The sequence below is a fragment of the Geovibrio thiophilus genome, assembly GCF_004087915.1.
GTDB classification, from domain to species: Bacteria; Chrysiogenota; Deferribacteres; order Deferribacterales; family Geovibrionaceae; genus Geovibrio; species Geovibrio thiophilus.
Genome location: NZ_CP035108.1, coordinates 428,919 through 444,159, shown reverse-complemented (window position 1 = coordinate 444,159; position 15,241 = coordinate 428,919). Strand labels below are relative to the sequence as shown.

General features: G+C 49.5%; 14 protein-coding genes. 9 read left to right on the top strand and 5 right to left on the bottom strand.

Going from position 1 to position 15,241, the window contains the following annotated elements:
* The first annotated feature begins 41 nt into the window (after positions 1–41).
* Positions 42–269, top strand: a complete 228-nt coding sequence (locus EP073_RS02100) for a hypothetical protein (RefSeq protein ID WP_128465516.1) — start codon at positions 42–44, stop codon at positions 267–269.
* Positions 270–672: 403 nt separating this feature from the next.
* On the opposite strand, the gene thiD is transcribed toward EP073_RS02100, so the two are convergent.
* Both thiD and EP073_RS02090 read right to left on the bottom strand, forming a co-directional pair.
* Positions 673–1,446 (bottom strand): bifunctional hydroxymethylpyrimidine kinase/phosphomethylpyrimidine kinase, encoded by a 774-nt coding sequence (gene thiD, locus EP073_RS02095; RefSeq protein ID WP_128465515.1) that lies wholly within the window; start codon positions 1,444–1,446, stop codon positions 673–675.
* The gene (locus EP073_RS02090) at positions 1,443–4,997 is read right to left on the bottom strand and encodes a DNA polymerase III subunit alpha (RefSeq protein WP_128465514.1); all 3,555 of its coding nucleotides are present in this window, start codon (positions 4,995–4,997) and stop codon (positions 1,443–1,445) included. The genes thiD and EP073_RS02090 overlap by 4 nt, the downstream gene beginning before the upstream one ends.
* Positions 4,998–5,067: 70 nt before the next feature.
* Here EP073_RS02090 and EP073_RS02085 point away from each other — a divergent pair, with 70 nt between their 5' ends.
* The 3 genes from EP073_RS02085 to thiS are packed head-to-tail and all read left to right on the top strand — an operon-like array spanning position 5,068 to position 7,786.
* Positions 5,068–6,777, top strand: a complete 1,710-nt coding sequence (locus tag EP073_RS02085; protein ID WP_128465513.1) for a ComEC/Rec2 family competence protein — start codon at positions 5,068–5,070, stop codon at positions 6,775–6,777.
* Positions 6,774–7,586, top strand: coding sequence for a sulfur carrier protein ThiS adenylyltransferase ThiF (thiF, locus tag EP073_RS02080; protein WP_128465512.1), 813 nt, complete (start codon positions 6,774–6,776; stop codon positions 7,584–7,586). The genes EP073_RS02085 and thiF overlap by 4 nt, the downstream gene beginning before the upstream one ends.
* Positions 7,583–7,786, top strand: a complete 204-nt coding sequence (gene thiS / locus EP073_RS02075; RefSeq protein ID WP_128465511.1) for a sulfur carrier protein ThiS — start codon at positions 7,583–7,585, stop codon at positions 7,784–7,786. The genes thiF and thiS overlap by 4 nt, the downstream gene beginning before the upstream one ends.
* Here thiS and EP073_RS02070 read toward each other — a convergent pair.
* Positions 7,783–8,160 carry a response regulator transcription factor gene (locus EP073_RS02070; RefSeq protein WP_241654068.1) on the bottom strand — a complete coding sequence of 126 codons (378 nt, stop codon included), beginning with the start codon at positions 8,158–8,160 and terminating at the stop codon, positions 7,783–7,785. The genes thiS and EP073_RS02070 overlap by 4 nt on opposite strands.
* Before the next feature lie 426 nt (positions 8,161–8,586).
* Here EP073_RS02070 and EP073_RS02065 point away from each other — a divergent pair, with 426 nt between their 5' ends.
* The 3 genes from EP073_RS02065 to EP073_RS02055 all read left to right on the top strand — a co-directional run bounded on the left by EP073_RS02065 (position 8,587) and on the right by EP073_RS02055 (position 11,464).
* The gene (locus EP073_RS02065; protein WP_128465509.1) at positions 8,587–9,471 is read left to right on the top strand and encodes an Mrp/NBP35 family ATP-binding protein; all 885 of its coding nucleotides are present in this window, start codon (positions 8,587–8,589) and stop codon (positions 9,469–9,471) included.
* A 4-nt stretch (positions 9,472–9,475) separates the two neighbouring features.
* Positions 9,476–10,930 carry a glycogen synthase gene (locus tag EP073_RS02060; RefSeq protein ID WP_128465508.1) on the top strand — a complete coding sequence of 485 codons (1,455 nt, stop codon included), beginning with the start codon at positions 9,476–9,478 and terminating at the stop codon, positions 10,928–10,930.
* A gap of 186 nt (positions 10,931–11,116) precedes the next feature.
* A complete protein-coding gene (locus EP073_RS02055) occupies positions 11,117–11,464 on the top strand; it encodes an ArsR/SmtB family transcription factor (protein ID WP_241654032.1) in 348 nt (115 codons plus the stop codon).
* Here EP073_RS02055 and EP073_RS02050 read toward each other — a convergent pair.
* Both EP073_RS02050 and EP073_RS02045 read right to left on the bottom strand, forming a co-directional pair.
* Entirely contained in the window at positions 11,461–11,913 is a 453-nt protein-coding gene (locus EP073_RS02050) for a hypothetical protein (RefSeq protein WP_128465507.1), read from the bottom strand. The two genes, EP073_RS02055 and EP073_RS02050, sit on opposite strands and share 4 nt — an antisense overlap.
* A 5-nt stretch (positions 11,914–11,918) precedes the next feature.
* A complete protein-coding gene (locus EP073_RS02045; RefSeq protein ID WP_128465506.1) occupies positions 11,919–12,200 on the bottom strand; it encodes a late competence development ComFB family protein in 282 nt (93 codons plus the stop codon).
* 97 nt (positions 12,201–12,297) lie between these two features.
* Between EP073_RS02045 and EP073_RS02040 the strand changes: the two genes are divergently transcribed.
* Both EP073_RS02040 and EP073_RS02035 read left to right on the top strand, forming a co-directional pair.
* A complete protein-coding gene (locus EP073_RS02040) occupies positions 12,298–13,284 on the top strand; it encodes an NAD(P)H-dependent glycerol-3-phosphate dehydrogenase (protein ID WP_128465505.1) in 987 nt (328 codons plus the stop codon).
* A gap of 279 nt (positions 13,285–13,563) precedes the next feature.
* The gene (locus EP073_RS02035) at positions 13,564–15,237 is read left to right on the top strand and encodes a methyl-accepting chemotaxis protein (protein WP_241654067.1); all 1,674 of its coding nucleotides are present in this window, start codon (positions 13,564–13,566) and stop codon (positions 15,235–15,237) included.
* The last annotated feature ends 4 nt before the right edge of the window (positions 15,238–15,241 follow it).

The following is a 15,241-nucleotide window of genomic DNA, read 5'->3' as shown; positions in this document are numbered from 1 at the left end:
TAATAAATCCTGACGATTAGTAGAGCACAAGGATGTGCACTATGAAAGTTAATGGAACGGGCTTTGAGTTTTACCTCACTGAAGCCCTTAAAATGACTGCCAAAACGGATTTTGGCTCATTCGGCGAGTACATAGCGGAACGGAACAGAATGTCTGATGAGCTCGTGGAAGAGATCGACAGACAGGAGCCGGTACAGCCCGAAAAGAGCGATAAGTTACTTTCCACAGGGGATTTTCTGGAAATGTCCGTAAGCATGAGAAAAAGCTGATATAGCAACAGTTCCATGGATGGAACTGCGCCGTGCGAAGTGAAGCCGCTTTTTAAGCGGCGCGAGCGTGTATTCAAAATTTCCATGGATGGTAAATTTTGAATTATTAAGAAAAGATACTGCGCCGTGCGGAGCGAAGGACGGTTCATCCGTCCGCGAGCGTGTACATCAAACCGACAGGAAGTGCGGGTTGATACCATTAAATGAGAGATTGCTTCACCCTTGCAGGGTTCGCAATGACAGTATTCTGCGTCACTGCGAGGAGCGAATGCGACGCGGCAGTCTCAAACAGTTCCATGGATGGAACTGCGCCGTGCGAAGCGAAGCCGCTTTTTAAGCGGCGCGAGCGTGTATTCAAAATTTCCATGGATGGTAAATTTTGAATTATAAAGACAGGATGCCATTAGTAGAAGTGATTCACCGGACCGTGCCCTTTGCCTATGTTCATAGCGTCGGCATGGCGGATTGCCTCTGTAATGTAGCGCTTCGCCTCGAAAGCAGCCTCGGTTATATCATACCCTTTGGCAAGCCACGCTGCCACTGCTGAGGCGAAGGTGCAGCCTGTTCCGTGAGTGTTAAGAGTGGCTACCCTCGGAGCGTCCAGCCATATAAACTCCCTGCCGTCATAGAGAAGATCTCTGCTATGTGCTCCAGTGCCGTGTCCGCCCTTGAGGATAACATTTGCGGAGCCTAGGGCAAGCAGTTCCTCCGCCGCTTCCTCAAAGTTATCTATTTTATGCCCCAGAAGCACTTCCGCCTCGGGAATATTCGGAGTTATAACAAGCGCCAGCGGGATCAGATGCTTTTTCACCGTCTCCACCGCCTCTCCCCTGAGAAGCGGGCTTCCACCCTTAGCCACCATGACGGGATCCACCACAAGATTTTTCACGCCGTATTTCTTCATTGCTTCCGCAACAGTTATTACGATTTCAGGCGATGAAAGCATTCCTGTTTTAACAGCGTCCGCTCCCATGTCAGTAAAAACAGCGTCTATCTGCGAATTTATTATACTCAGGGGAAGCTCAAAGACATCCGTGACGCCCAAAGTGTTCTGCGCTGTGATTGCCGTGATTGCGCTCATACCGAAAACACCGTTGGCGCTGAAGGATTTTATATCCGCCTGAATGCCCGCTCCGCCTCCGGAGTCGCTTCCGGCAATGGTGAGCGCTTTTTTCATGCCGCCCCTCCGGAATACTGCTTTTTGCGCCAGTTATTGCTGCGCCCGTTTCCGTTGTCCTGAAGCTCTTCGGATTTCACTTTCACATCAAAGCGTTTCTCGCCGAAAATATCCTCTATTTCCTTGAAAAGGGCAAAGCTCGGCTTCACCTTGTAATCAGCACCGGCGCTCATTTTAACCACAAACTTGGAAGGCATCTCCACCTCGAACATAACCGCCGCATCTCCGTGATGCACTGCGAGAAGCTGTCTGAGCTTCTGCATCCGTTCCTCGGAGAAAGCCACTGCGTTAAGCTTTATAACAACGGTTTCGGTGAGCTTTTCCACTGTTTCGTCAGGATCAAAAATCTGCTCCGCCTTAAAGCTCACACGGTCGTCCTTCTTGCTTACTCTGCCCTTTATAACTATTATTTTATCCTCTTCCAGATAGCGGATATTCTCCTGATACATCTTGGGGAAAACCAGAACGTCAACCTCGCCCTGCATATCCTCAAGAGTGATGAACGCCATTTTCTCCTGCTTGGTTTTGGTGATGTGGTGCTTCACAGCCTTCACCATTCCGCCCGCTATGGCGAAGGTGTCGTCGTCCTTATCCGCAAGATCTTTGGAAGACACGGTGAATGTGTCAAGCACTGAGCTGTAACGTGCCAAGGGGTGGTTTGTGACATAGAAGCCAAGAACCTCCTTCTCGAATACAAGCAGCTCGTTCTCGGGCATCTCCTCCACATTCGGATAAAACTCATCATTATCGCCGTCTTCGTCGTCATCCCCGCCGCCGAGAAAGTCCTCAATGGACATTATCCCCTGCTCCTTCATCCTCTGTTTTCTCTGCCCCTGCTCCAGTGCCTGCTCCAGAACCTGAAGGTGCTGTCTGCGGTTTTTGCCGAAGCTGTCCATAGCTCCCGCCTTTATGAGGGATTCAAGCACTTTTTTATTGGCAAGACGGAGGTCAATCCGCTCGCAGAGGTCGTAAATCGATGTATAGGGTCTTTCCTCTCTGTTCTGAACCATGGAATCTATGGCGCTGAAGCCGACGTTTTTGATAGCTCCCATGCCGAAGCGGATGTTGCCGTTTTTTATACTGAAGTCCTTCCCGCTCTCGTTTATATCAGGCGGAAGGACAAGTATTCCCATCTTCTCCGTCTCTTCCTTGAAGGTCACCACCTTCTCGCCCTTGTCAAGCTCGCAGGAGAGGAGAGCCGCCATATACTCAACGGAGTAGTTCGCCTTGAGCCATGCAGTCTGGTAGGCGACTATGGCGTAAGCTGCCGAGTGGCTTTTGTTGAAGCCGTAGTCGGCGAATTTTTCCATAAGGTTGAAGAGCTCTTCCGCCTTCTCTTTGGTGAAGCCCTTTTTTATGGCGCCTTCAACGCCCATCTTCTCGTCGCCGTTGATGAAGATGTTTTTATGCTCTTCCATCAGGGATGCCTTTTTCTTGCCCATAGCCCTGCGGAGAATGTCCGCATTGCCGAGAGAGTATCCCCCCACTACCTGAGCGATCTGCATTACCTGCTCCTGATAGACGATGATGCCGTAAGTCTCTTTGAGTATGGGAACGAGCTCCGGCAGAGGGTAGTCGATGGTCTCCTCACCGTGCTTTCTTTTAACGAAAGAGTCAAGCATCCCGCTGCCTATGGGTCCCGGACGGTAGAGAGCCACAAGAGCGATAACGTCCTCAATGCACTCGGGGCGGAGCTTCTTCAGAAGGTTTTTCATGCCCTCGCTTTCAAGCTGGAAAACACCTGTGGTGTCTCCGGCGGAGAGCATATCATAGGTTTTCTGATCGTCCAGATCCAGTTTCTGCATGTCTATGTCTGTGCCGTGAACGGCTTTTATGTTCTTCACAGCCCAGTCTATGATCGTAAGGTTTTTGAGTCCGAGGAAGTCGAACTTAACAAGCCCCACCTCCTCCAGCGTGTCCTTCTCAAACTGGGTGACTACCTCATCGTTCTGCCCCTTGCAGAGCGGAACATAAAAATCCAGCGGCTTATCGCCGATCACGATCCCCGCCGCGTGCATGCCTGCGTTTCGGAGAAGCCCCTCCAGCTTGCGGGCGTGTCTGAGTATGTCAGGTCCTTTCTCTATCTCGGCAAAGGCGGATTCCAGATCGCTGTCCGCCTTAAGCGCTTTATTTATGGTCATGCCCGGGGATTCCGGTATGGTTTTGGCGAGCTTGTCCACATCCTTCAGCGGAACCTCAAGCACCCTGCCCACATCACGCACCGAGCCCCTGCCCAGAAGCTGACCGAAGGTGATGATCTGTGCCACCTTGTCGTCTCCGTATTTGCGGCGGACGTATCTGATCACGTCTTCACGTCCGTTTACGCAGAAATCTATATCGAAGTCAGGCATAGACTCTCTTTCGGGGTTGAGGAAACGCTCAAACAGAAGATTGAAGCGGATCGGATCAATATCAGTGATCCCAAGAGAATAAGCCACCAGTGAGCCCGCACCTGAACCCCTTCCGGGACCGACGGGTATCTTCTGAGTGTGGGCGTAGTTGATGAAGTCCCACACTATGAGGAAATAGCCGGCGAAACCCTTCATCACGATGACCTTAAGCTCCATCACAAGTCTTTCGTGATACTCTCTGTGGAGTTCCTCCGGTATGTGGGCGAGCTTCCGCTTCAGCCCTTCCCCTGACAGATACTCAAGGTATGAGTCGATACTGTAGCCATCGGGCACATCGTACTCCGGCAGGTGAAGATTGCCGAACTCTATGGAGCTGCCGCATCTTTCGGCTATATCAACGGTATTTGTCAACGCCTCTGGAACATCCCTGAACGATGCCCACATCTCCTCCGGCGATTTGACCCAGAGCTGATCGGTGTGGATCTCCATCCTGTTGGGAGAGCTGAGCACAGACTGAGTCTGGATGCACATAAGCACCTCATGGGAGAGGTGATCGCCCTTTTCCAGATAGTGGCAGTCGTTGGTGGCGACAAGGGGGATGCCCATATCCTTGGACATCTTCATAAGCTGCCTGTTTACCTGCACCTGTTCAGGCAGTCCGTTGTCCTGTATCTCAAGGTAAAAATTCCCCTTCCCGAGAATGTCCCTGTATGTCTCCGCAGTACGGATCGCATGCTGAAGGTCGTTACGCATTATCGCTCTGGGAATCTCTCCCGCAAGGCAGGCGGAAAGTCCTATGAGCCCTTCGGAATACTGCGCCAGCAGCTCCTTGTCTATCCTCGGCTTATAATGGAAGCCTTCAAGCTGTGCTCTGGAAGCCAGAAAACGGAGGTTCGCCAATCCGGTGTTGTCCTTCGCAAGGAGGATGAAGTGGTGGTTCTTGTCCTCCCCCTTCTCATAGCTCTTGTTGAACCTCGTATCCGGCGCAACATAAACCTCACAGCCGAGAATAGGCTTGAGTTCAGCCGCCTTCGCTTTTTTATAAAAGTCAACTATGCCGTACATAGTTCCGTGGTCGGTTATAGCCACAGACCTGCTGCCCTGCTCTTTAATCTTGTCCGTGAGATCCGCGATTTTGATTGCGCCGTCCAAAAGTGAATATTGTGTATGTAAATGGAGATGAACAAATTCGTTTGCCATTGATGCTACCGCTCCCGTGGTTTGAAAAACCCGCTTGCTTTGCGGATCAAAATTCAGTGATAATCACTATATGCTACTACATAAAATCCGCATGTACAAGGTTGAAGGCTTCTTTTTTGCATCGATTATTTCCGCTGTACTGACAGCCGGTTATCTTTACGCACAAATCGCGGGTGTTCTCATTGTGACGGCTGTTTTCCTTTCACGGCGGATGTTTGCGGTGTTCAGTTTTCTTATAATTTCACTGATGCTCTTCATATATTTTACTGTGCTTGTGACAGCGGAAAAAGACCCGGGCAAGGAACGCACCACATATGAAACCACAAGGGGCACGGTGCTTGCGGACAATACCTATGCCCTGCGGGCGGGTGAGGCTGTCATCGGCAGATACACCAAAGTGCCCTACAGGGGACGGGAAGGACGGCTTGCCCCGGGGTATCTGGTTCTGGATAAAGTATATTTCCGTACGGAGATCCCCTTTGTCTCAGCCGTACTTGAGAAAAGAGACGCCCTCTCGGACAGGATGTACAGCGAATCTGCCGGAAGGCTGAGAATAATTCAGGCGCTTCTTCTGGGCGATAAGTCGCACCTTGAGGGACGGGTGCAGGATGTTTATCTTCAAACAGGCTTAAGCCATCTTCTGGCAGTTTCCGGAACCCACGTGGGCGTAATATCGCTGATCTGCTTCACCCTGCTGTTCTTTTTGCCGTGGAAGCTGCGAATGCTGATCTCCTGTTTCGCTCTTGCGGCTTTTGTTCCGCTGGCGGGGTTCAAGGTTCCGGTGATGCGTGCCGTCGTAACAGCAGTCACAGCCATGACCGCATGGATTCTGGACTGCCGTACGGACTTCCGAAAGCTGCTTCTTTTCCTGTGGAGCTTCTTTCTGCTTATTGCTCCCGGGCTTCTGGGTAACATATCGTTTCTGCTCTCCTTCTCCGCTGTATACGGCATAACCTCCCTGCAATTCAAAGGATTAAGCTGGGCTGAGGGAACAATAAAGGCAGGAATCGCAGCTACAGCCTTCACAATGCCCCTTTCCATGTACGTTTTCGGAACATTTAATCCCGCAAGCATATTCAGTACAATCGTAATGGTTCCGGTGGTTTATCTTCAGCTTATTACGGGCTTTCTGTATATGCTGTTTCCGGCGCTTACCCTTGAGCCGCTTGTCATGCTTGAGAAGCTGAATATATACACATCGGACCTCATGGCATCTCTTACGGGGGTCTTCTTTGTCCTCAAACACATAAATATTTACATCTTTACGGGGCTTATGCTTTTTCTGGCTGCGGTATCCCGGACGAAGCATGTTCTCCTCTCAGCCGCGGTATTCCTCGCCGTGTTCATCCCCGCTGAGATGGACGACGGGCTCTATTTCCCCGAGCTGGGCAGATACAGGGCGTTCATTTACAAAGACGGGGACAGGGTGGAAGCTTTTTATTCCGGCATGCGCTCAAACTATCTGTACTCGTTCATGCCCTTTGCCGCAAAATTCGGCGTGACAAATTTTGACTATGCCGAAATACAAGTATATGACAGTGAAAATATAATTTTCACAAGCGCCGAGCTCTCCGGAGGGTTCTCCGAAATATGCGTGAATAATACGGAATGTTTAAAACCCTTGATTTATATGACAAGATCGAACACCATAACAAAATCAAACATCAACACCGAAAAAACCTATTTTGTCTACAAAAACAGGCTGAAGGCTGATAATATTGTGGAATTATACGATTCAGCGCCGCTGCACTATGAGCCGGAGGGCAGGACGGAAAAATGAAAATATATGTGAATGAGAAAGAAAGAACGGTGGAAAAAGGCGTTTCAGCATTTGCCGTGAGGGCTTTTTTTAAAGCTGACGCGGATGTGGTTATTCTCAACGGACACCTCATAGGGGCGGACATGCCGCTTAAGGACGGAGACAGAATATCCCTGATAAAAAAGGGTGAAATCCCCCCCGCGGACGAGCTTGAGAGCCTTCTTGTATCCCGCCATACCCCCGGTGTGCACGAAAAGATGAAAAAGGCGAAAATAGCCGTGGCAGGACTCGGCGGGCTCGGCTCAAATATAGCTGTCAGCCTAGCCAGAATGGGCGCCGGAGATATGCTCCTTGCGGATTATGATGTGGTGGAGCCGTCCAACATCAACCGTCAGCAGTATTTCGTGGATCAGATAGGCATGAAGAAAACAGACGCCCTGAGAGCGAACCTCGAACGCATAAATCCCTATGCTTCATATACTTACAAAGACATTTTCCTCACGGAGGAGAATACTGCGGAAATTTTTAAGGGCTATGACGTAATCATTGAAGCCATAGACAAAGCCGAAACAAAGGCTATGATAATACGAGAATGCGCGGCAAAATGCCGTGACAGCTTCATAATCGGCGCAAGCGGGCTCGCGGGATATGCTGACACCTCGGTTATAAGCGTGCGCTTCGCCGGAAAAATGGCGATAGCGGGCGACTTCGTAAATGAGGCAAAGCCCGGGCAGGGACTCATGGCACCTCGGGTTGCCGTGGCGGCGAATATTCAGGCGAATCTGGCTGTGAGATACATTTTGGGTGATTTGCAGGAGGTTAAAAGATGATCAAGACTATTATAAACGGAAAGGAAGCGGAAATACAAAAGAATTCGACACTGGCAGAGGTTATTGCGCTTTATAAGCTCAACCCCGAGAGAGTGGTGGCGGAAGTTAACGGAAATGTCCTCACAAGAGATAAATACAGCGATACACTGATAAATAACGGCGACAGGGTGGAGCTGATAAACTTCGTGGGCGGCGGTTAGGAGAGCGCGGCTCTTATGGCACTCATCAGCGAGTCCTTCATAACGGGCTTGCTGATATAAGCCTTCACGCCGAGACACTCGGCTCTGGTTATAAACTCCCGATCGTTAAACGCAGTGGTCACGATAACCTTGGCGTCCGGCTTTTCCTTCATTATGCACTCGCACATCTCAAGTCCGTCCATAATGGGCATCTGTATATCGGTAATGATAAAATCAGGATTATGAAGCCTGTGCATCTCCAGTCCCTCACGTCCGTTGCAGGCTTCTATGACGTTTGAGAATCTCCTGCGCAGAAGACGAAGGAGAGACTCACGCACATAAAAATCATCCTCAACATAAAGAACCGTAAGAGCGCCCGTTTCCAATAGAATCACCAACAGATAATCACCGGCGCTTAAATTAGCATGCTGCTAACTTTTTTATAAGTCATTCAAAAGACTTACGCCTGTATCCTAATATTAAATGCTGTTTTATACAGAAAATGTCAAGGATTTTTAAAAAATTAAATCACTATTTATATGTATAAAATTGCAAAATACCAATTTACAGCTTCAATTTCTCTCCTTTTTTTCACCAAACCACAAAGAATCTGCCCACATCTTTTTTCAACAAAAATTAAATAAATTAATGACTGCCAAAACAGTGTTTATTCGGGCATTCTCAGCCTAAAAAGAGCATTTATGAACATATGCTCTTACGGATGTTTCATCAACAGCCTCTGTGTATAAAATTTGTTCTGGCATTATAAATCTTTTCTATATATATTCGCAGACATATTCAACTATGCGGAGGTATAAAAAATGGGCGGTTGCTCACAGGACGAATCGAGCTGCAACAGTTGCGGCTCCGCCGGCGCATGCAGTACCGACGAAAAACAGAAACACACGGACGAGATGATTCAGAAGAGACTCTCAAGCATCAAATACAAAATAATGGTAATGAGCGGCAAAGGCGGCGTGGGAAAATCCACTGTCAGCGTCAGCCTCGCCTCAATGCTGAACGCCATGGGCTACACCGTGGGTATCCTTGATGCTGACATACACGGACCCAACATCCCCAAGATGCTGGGCATAACAAAAAAGGGCGCTGTCAACAGCGATGACGGCATAATCCCTTTTGAGCCCATTGAAGGGCTGAAGGTTATGTCCGTGGGCTTTTTGATCGAGAATGACGACGAAGCCATAATCTGGCGCGCCGCACTCAAGCACAGCATGATACAGCAGTTTATAAGCGATGTGTCATGGGGCGAGCTTGACTTCCTCATCATAGACCTGCCCCCCGGAACAGGCGATGAACCACTTTCCGTTGCGCATATTATCGGACAGGTGGACGGCAGTGTTATAGTTACCACACCGCAGGATGTCGCCCTGCTTGACTCCCGCAAGTCTGTCACCTTCAGCAGGAAGCTGGGCGTGCCGATTTTCGGTATAATAGAAAATATGAGCGGCTTCTGCTGTCCCCACTGCGGCGGCACGGTTGATCTCTTCAAATCCGGCGGCGGCGAAAAGGCGGCTCTGGAGCTTGATGTGACCTTCCTCGGCAGAATCCCAATTGAGGCGCAGGTTGTGCAGGACGGTGACTCAGGAACACCTCATGTCATCGGGCACCCGGGCTCATCTGTCGCAAAAGCCATGAAGGAAGTAACCATAAAGGTTCTTGAGCAGACCATAAAAAAAGAGGGGTAACCCCATGAATATGCCGAAGGTGCTTTTTGTATCGAGCGAAATCGCTCCCTACGCTAAAACGGGCGGACTGGCAGACGTCGGTTCCTCCCTGCCTAAGGCATTGAAATCCCAAGGGGCGGACGTGATAAGCGTCATGCCCCTTTACTCCTCTGTCGACCGGGCTAAATACGGACTGGCTCAGGTGTTTCTCTCCTCCTGTGTCCATATGGGCAACTGTGAGGAGTGGTACAGCGTATACAAGGCATCCCTCGGCGGAGTTGACACCTATTTCATAGAGTTTTCCAAATACTTTGACCGCACAGGCATCTACCACACCAAGGCGGGGGAATACGCTGACAATGCGTACCGCTTTGCCTTCTTCTGCCGTGCGGCGATGCAGACTGCCAAGGATCTCAGGTTCAAGCCGGATGTGATTCACTGCAACGACTGGCAGACGGGGCTTATTCCCTACTACATCCGCAAAGAGGAAGACTTCTTCTTCAACGGCACAAAAACCGTTATAACCATCCACAACATAGGCTATCAGGGCATTTTCGGAACAGATGTGCTGGAATATGCCAAAATAGACCCTGCGGACTTCCATGCGGAAAGCTTTGAATCCTTCGGCGGAATAAACTTCCTCAAGGGCGGCATAGCCTACGCGGATAAAATAACCACCGTCAGCCCCTCCTACGCAAAGGAGATTCAGGGCGAAACCGGAGGAGGGGGGCTTCATCTCCTGCTTTCATACCGCAGGTACGACCTTGAAGGAATCCTCAACGGCATAGACACGGACGAGTGGAACCCCGAAACAGACAAATACATTCCTCAGAATTTCAGCGCGGAAACCCTCCATCTTAAAAAGATAAATAAACTGGCTCTTCAGAAGCGCTTTATGCTGGAAGAGAATGAAAATACAGCCCTCTTCGGCTTTGTGGGGAGATTCGCAGGACAGAAAGGTCTCCACCTGCTTCAGTACGCTGCGGAAAAAGCGCTGAACAGCATGGTTTGCCAGTTCATAATAATAGGCAGCGGTGAAACGGAATACGAAAAGTACTTCGGCAGCCTGCCCGAATTATACCCGCTGAGGGCAAGCTCATTCATAGGCTACAGTGAAGAGGCGGCGCACCTCCTTGAAGCAGGCGCGGATTTCTTCGTTATGCCCTCGCTCTACGAACCGTGCGGACTGAACCAGATGTACAGCCTCGGCTACGGAACCCTTCCCATTGTCCGTGCTACCGGCGGTCTTGACGATACTGTGAAAAACTACAACGAGCTGACCGGCGAAGGCACAGGATTCAAGTTTCACCTCATTGACGGTGAAGCTCTGTACAATACAATCGGCTGGGCTGTCAGCACATACTATGACAGACCCCGTCATATTGAGCAAATGCGCATTTCGGCCATGAAGGAAAATTTCGGCTGGGAAAACTCAGCGTCACGTTACATAAATCTTTACAAAAGTGTTACCTCTGTATAAGATCAGCCAGCTTACGGTTATCTGTGCGGACGATAGCCGTTTATTATTCCATCTGTATTTTGAATAGTTAATTTTGTTAATAACTTCCGAAAAACGTTGACTTTTTCCGATGAAGGCTTGATCATTAGCGTTAACAAATATTTCATTATTCATATACACAGCTTTTATATTCTGCGGAGGCTTATCGTGAGGAACGAGATTGAGGTCTTCAAAGCGCTCGGAGACGAAAACAGAGTGCGCATTGCGATGATGCTCAGAGAAAGGCCTATGTGTGTGTGCGAAATTGATTCGGTTCTGGACATTGCTCTGTCAACTGTTTCATCGCATCTGAAAATCCTTAAAACGTCCGGAATAATCAGGGACAAAAAGGATGGACGCTGGGTCATTTACAGCATCAACGAAGAGAACGGATTTGTAACGGAAATACTTGACATTTTCGAGAAGAAACTGGCGGAAGACGTGATTCTGAGCGGAGACAGAATCAAGCTTGCCACCCTGCCCGAATCTGTCTGCACAAAGTATCAGAGCGTTTAATTCTGTTTGAAAAAATTCCCAACGCTGAGGCTGCGGACGGTTTCCGCCGCCTGCTCAGGATTTATCCCCTTGTACTCCAGTACAACTGTGAGTGGCGATCCGTCTGCGGTCAGCATTATGTAACCTTTCTTATAACCGCTTCCTGTATATAATATATTATAGCCTTGTCCTTTTTCTGACCTTGTGACACCGCCGGCTTTTATCCCGTGCTCCCCAAGGGCTTTTATATCAGCGCCGGAGTAAACGGAGAGTATGAGCTCTGCCGAAGGTGAGGAGTATTTTCTGGAAGCCGTGTCCACATTGCCTCCGGGCAGTCTCAGGGAGCTGCCCTCCGCGGGGGAGGCGAAATAACCGCTGATTTCAGGTAAAAGATGCAGAAGCGTCCGGAAATCCGCATACGCCGGTAAAGAAAGAAGAAAAACGCAGAGAAGAACTGCGGCTCTGTTCATAAATCTCAGTCGTGTCGGGGATTGGAGCCGACGAGCTTCGCGGCGGCGGTCATCTGGCGGTAGATCTCTTCCTCGCTCACTTTCTCGCGCGCCCTCTCCACACCGTCTTCATAAACCTGATAGCACGGCTGAATATTGTTCAGCGTAACAGCCACAATATCAAGAGCGCAGCCTCCGCAGGCGCAGATATTCGGATTTCTTTCCAGAAAAAAGGGGAGCATGTCCCAAACTCGCTTCTCGTTTACGTTGCGCAGGGCGTCAACGTCATAATAGTTGATTTTAGCCATAAATCGCCTTACTATTCCCTACCCTTTTCAGGGCGGTTTTTTATACGTTGTGTACTTATGAACCGATACATTAAAAGATAACATCCGGAGTCTGCCCATGCAAGATAAAATAGCCGTAATCGGCGCCGGAAGCTGGGGAACCGCACTCGCGTCCCTGCTCGGCTCATCAGGGTACGCAGTTACCCTCTACGCATTTGAAGACGAAGTCATAAAAGGCGTCAGCGAAAACAACGAGAACCCTCTTTTCCTTCAGGGAATAAAGCTCTCCGCAAATGTCAGCGCGAAAAGCTTCGGGGATATTTCCGCAATGACGGAAAAGCACATTGTATGGGCTGTGCCCACCCAGTTTTCCAGAAGAGTGGCGGAAGCCAACAAAGAGGCGCTTAAGGGCAAAGACATAATAATCGCCACAAAGGGGATAGAGATAGCCACAGGGAAGCTTGTGATCGAAATGCTGTCCGAGTCCGCCGATGCCGAATATTCCATAATTTCGGGTCCTTCCTTCGCCAAGGAAGTGGCGCTGGGCAAGCCCACAGCGGTGAGTGTCGCCTCCAAGGACATAAAGCGTGCCGAGTGGTGGCAGTGCACCTTCTCCGCTCCGGCTTTCCGCTGCTATTACACTGAAGATGTGACAGGGGTGGAGATAGGCGGAGCAATCAAAAACGTAATCGCTGTCGCAGCGGGAATATCCGACGGTCTGGGCTTCGGGCATAACGCAAGGGCGGGGCTCATTACCCGCGGACTGGCGGAGATAACCCGCCTCGGTGTGGCGATGGGCGCAAAGGCTGAAACCTTCATGGGGCTCTCCGGCATGGGCGATCTTGTGCTTACCTGCACGGGAGACCTCAGCCGCAACAGGCAGGTCGGGCTTAAGCTTGCCGAAGGTTTCGCCATTGAGGAAATAACCGGAAAAATGAACATGATCGCAGAAGGCGTCTACACGGCGAAGGCCGCTTACGCATACGCCGAAAAAGCGGGAATCGAAATGCCCATCACCGAACAGGTGTATAAAGTTATATACGAAAACAAAAATCCGCGGGATTCCGTGATGGCTCTCATGGAACGCCCCTTAAAAAAAGAATAAACCTTCCGCTGCCTGCGGCATTATCCGCCGCAGGCTTTCTGAGCCGTTCCGTGCTGCTTAACCTCTGAAAAACCTGTCAATAAAGCATTTGCAGTCATTTTTTATCCATCACTCGCAGTAAATAATGCCGTTTTCACCATCATAATCTTTTATTAGTCATTAAAGTATACAAGCATTAAACTTTATTCACCTATCATTTCTTGCTTTTTGAGTTAAACGGTTGTTACATATGTTTAGGATTTGATTAAATATCTGAAAAGGTGGTGCTAAGTGATTAAAATGAGGATCGGAACAAAAATTCTTCTCTCGGCTCTAATTCCCGCTGTATTTCTTTCCGCTGTTTTGACCTTGATCGTTGTGCGCAATGTAAACAAAATGGGACAGGCTGATGTCGAAATGGTCGCAACCAATATGACAGACATGAAGAAGGTGGAGTTGAAAAATTATATCGACATAGCAGTCAACTCGGTTTCATTTCTGGTAAACAGCTCTGAGTTCACCGCAGAAGAGGCGAAGGAGGAAGCGAAGAAAATACTCCTCAGACAGACATACGGTGAGGACGGCTACTTCTTCGTTTACGACAGACAGGGACTGTGCCTTGTTCAGCCTTCAAACCGGAAGCTTGAGAACACAAGCCAGTGGGATGTGAAAAACACCGCCGGTGTTTATGTCACCAGAGAGGTTATAAACACCGCTCTTTCAGGTGACGGATACCTTGTGTATTCATGGTTCAAGGCTTCAAAGAACGCAGAAGCGGACAAGCTCTCCTACTCGGTGTCCATACCCGAATGGGGCTGGGTAGTCGGCACCGGATTCTACATTGACGATATTGAAGAGGAGACAGCCAAAATCGAAGCGAATATATCCGCCGAGATAAAACGAATAGTCGGTCTCTTCATGACTTTTTCCATAGCATGTCTTGTTGCTGTTGCCGTCATAGCCTACTTTGTTTCTAAAAAAATATCCTCAAGCGTATCCTCCGTTTCGGAATCTCTGAAAGGGATAGCAGAAGGAGAAGGAGATCTCACCGTTCAGATAGCCATAAACTCGGCGGATGAGGCAGGGCAGCTCGCGGGCTACTTCAACACCTTCCTCGCCAAGCTCAGGGATATTATAAATATAGTCAAAATGAACGCCGACACTGTCGCCTCCAGCAGTACGGAGCTCGCCGCCTCCGTTGAGGAGCTTTCCACCACCATGAACGATCAGTCCGCTCAGGTTTCGGGTGTCGCCACAGCAACAGAAGAGATGAGCGTATCCGCCGGAGAGGTCAACAGCTCGGTAGGCGAAGGACGCAAAAATATTGAAGAAACACACAGCCTCACCATCGAAGGCAACAAAAAGCTTCAGCAGGCTGTAAAAGAGATGATGCTGATCAAAGGGAATGTGGAGGCGCTGGGCACAACTGTCGCCAATCTTATGGAATCATCATCTACCATAGGCGAAATCATCAACGTAATCACAGACATAGCAGATCAAACAAACCTTCTGGCGCTTAACGCCGCAATAGAAGCAGCCAGAGCGGGTGACCACGGGCGCGGATTCGCGGTTGTGGCGGACGAAGTGCGTAAGCTGGCGGAACGCACCCAGACCTCAACCGGAGAAATATCAAAAATCATCGGCAGTCTCCAGAGCGAAGCCAGAACCGCCTCCCACGAAATGACAAACGCAAGGGAAAGAGTGGAAAGCGGAGTCAAAATCATTGACGACACTAAAAACACATTTGAGCAGATAGTGACTTCCGTGGACACGCTGAGCTCCGTAAACGGAATCATTCAGTCCGCTGTGGAGGAGCAGTCCAAGGCGGTTCTTAACATAAACGGAAACGCTCAGATGATAGCCTCCGGTGTGGAGCAGAGCTCCGCGGCGCTTCAGGAAGTTTCGGCAACTATCTCCAATCTTCAGGTACAGGCTGATGAGCTGAAAATGCTTGTTAATAAATTTAAAGTATAATACT

What these genes read in the sequence shown, in the direction of transcription:
- EP073_RS02100 (WP_128465516.1), top strand. Translation starts at nt 42, where the DNA reads ATGAAAGTTAATGGAACGGGCTTTGAGTTTTACCTCACTGAAGCCCTT.
- thiS (WP_128465511.1), top strand. Translation starts at nt 7,583, where the DNA reads ATGATCAAGACTATTATAAACGGAAAGGAAGCGGAAATACAAAAGAAT.
- EP073_RS02065 (WP_128465509.1), top strand. Translation starts at nt 8,587, where the DNA reads ATGGGCGGTTGCTCACAGGACGAATCGAGCTGCAACAGTTGCGGCTCC.
- EP073_RS02060 (WP_128465508.1), top strand. Translation starts at nt 9,476, where the DNA reads ATGAATATGCCGAAGGTGCTTTTTGTATCGAGCGAAATCGCTCCCTAC.
- EP073_RS02040 (WP_128465505.1), top strand. Translation starts at nt 12,298, where the DNA reads ATGCAAGATAAAATAGCCGTAATCGGCGCCGGAAGCTGGGGAACCGCA.
- EP073_RS02035 (WP_241654067.1), top strand. Translation starts at nt 13,564, where the DNA reads ATGAGGATCGGAACAAAAATTCTTCTCTCGGCTCTAATTCCCGCTGTA.
- thiF (WP_128465512.1), top strand. Translation starts at nt 6,774, where the DNA reads ATGAAAATATATGTGAATGAGAAAGAAAGAACGGTGGAAAAAGGCGTT.
- EP073_RS02090 (WP_128465514.1), bottom strand. Translation starts at nt 4,997, where the DNA reads ATGGCAAACGAATTTGTTCATCTCCATTTACATACACAATATTCACTT.
- EP073_RS02045 (WP_128465506.1), bottom strand. Translation starts at nt 12,200, where the DNA reads ATGGCTAAAATCAACTATTATGACGTTGACGCCCTGCGCAACGTAAAC.
- EP073_RS02085 (WP_128465513.1), top strand. Translation starts at nt 5,068, where the DNA reads ATGCTACTACATAAAATCCGCATGTACAAGGTTGAAGGCTTCTTTTTT.
- EP073_RS02050 (WP_128465507.1), bottom strand. Translation starts at nt 11,913, where the DNA reads ATGAACAGAGCCGCAGTTCTTCTCTGCGTTTTTCTTCTTTCTTTACCG.
- thiD (WP_128465515.1), bottom strand. Translation starts at nt 1,446, where the DNA reads ATGAAAAAAGCGCTCACCATTGCCGGAAGCGACTCCGGAGGCGGAGCG.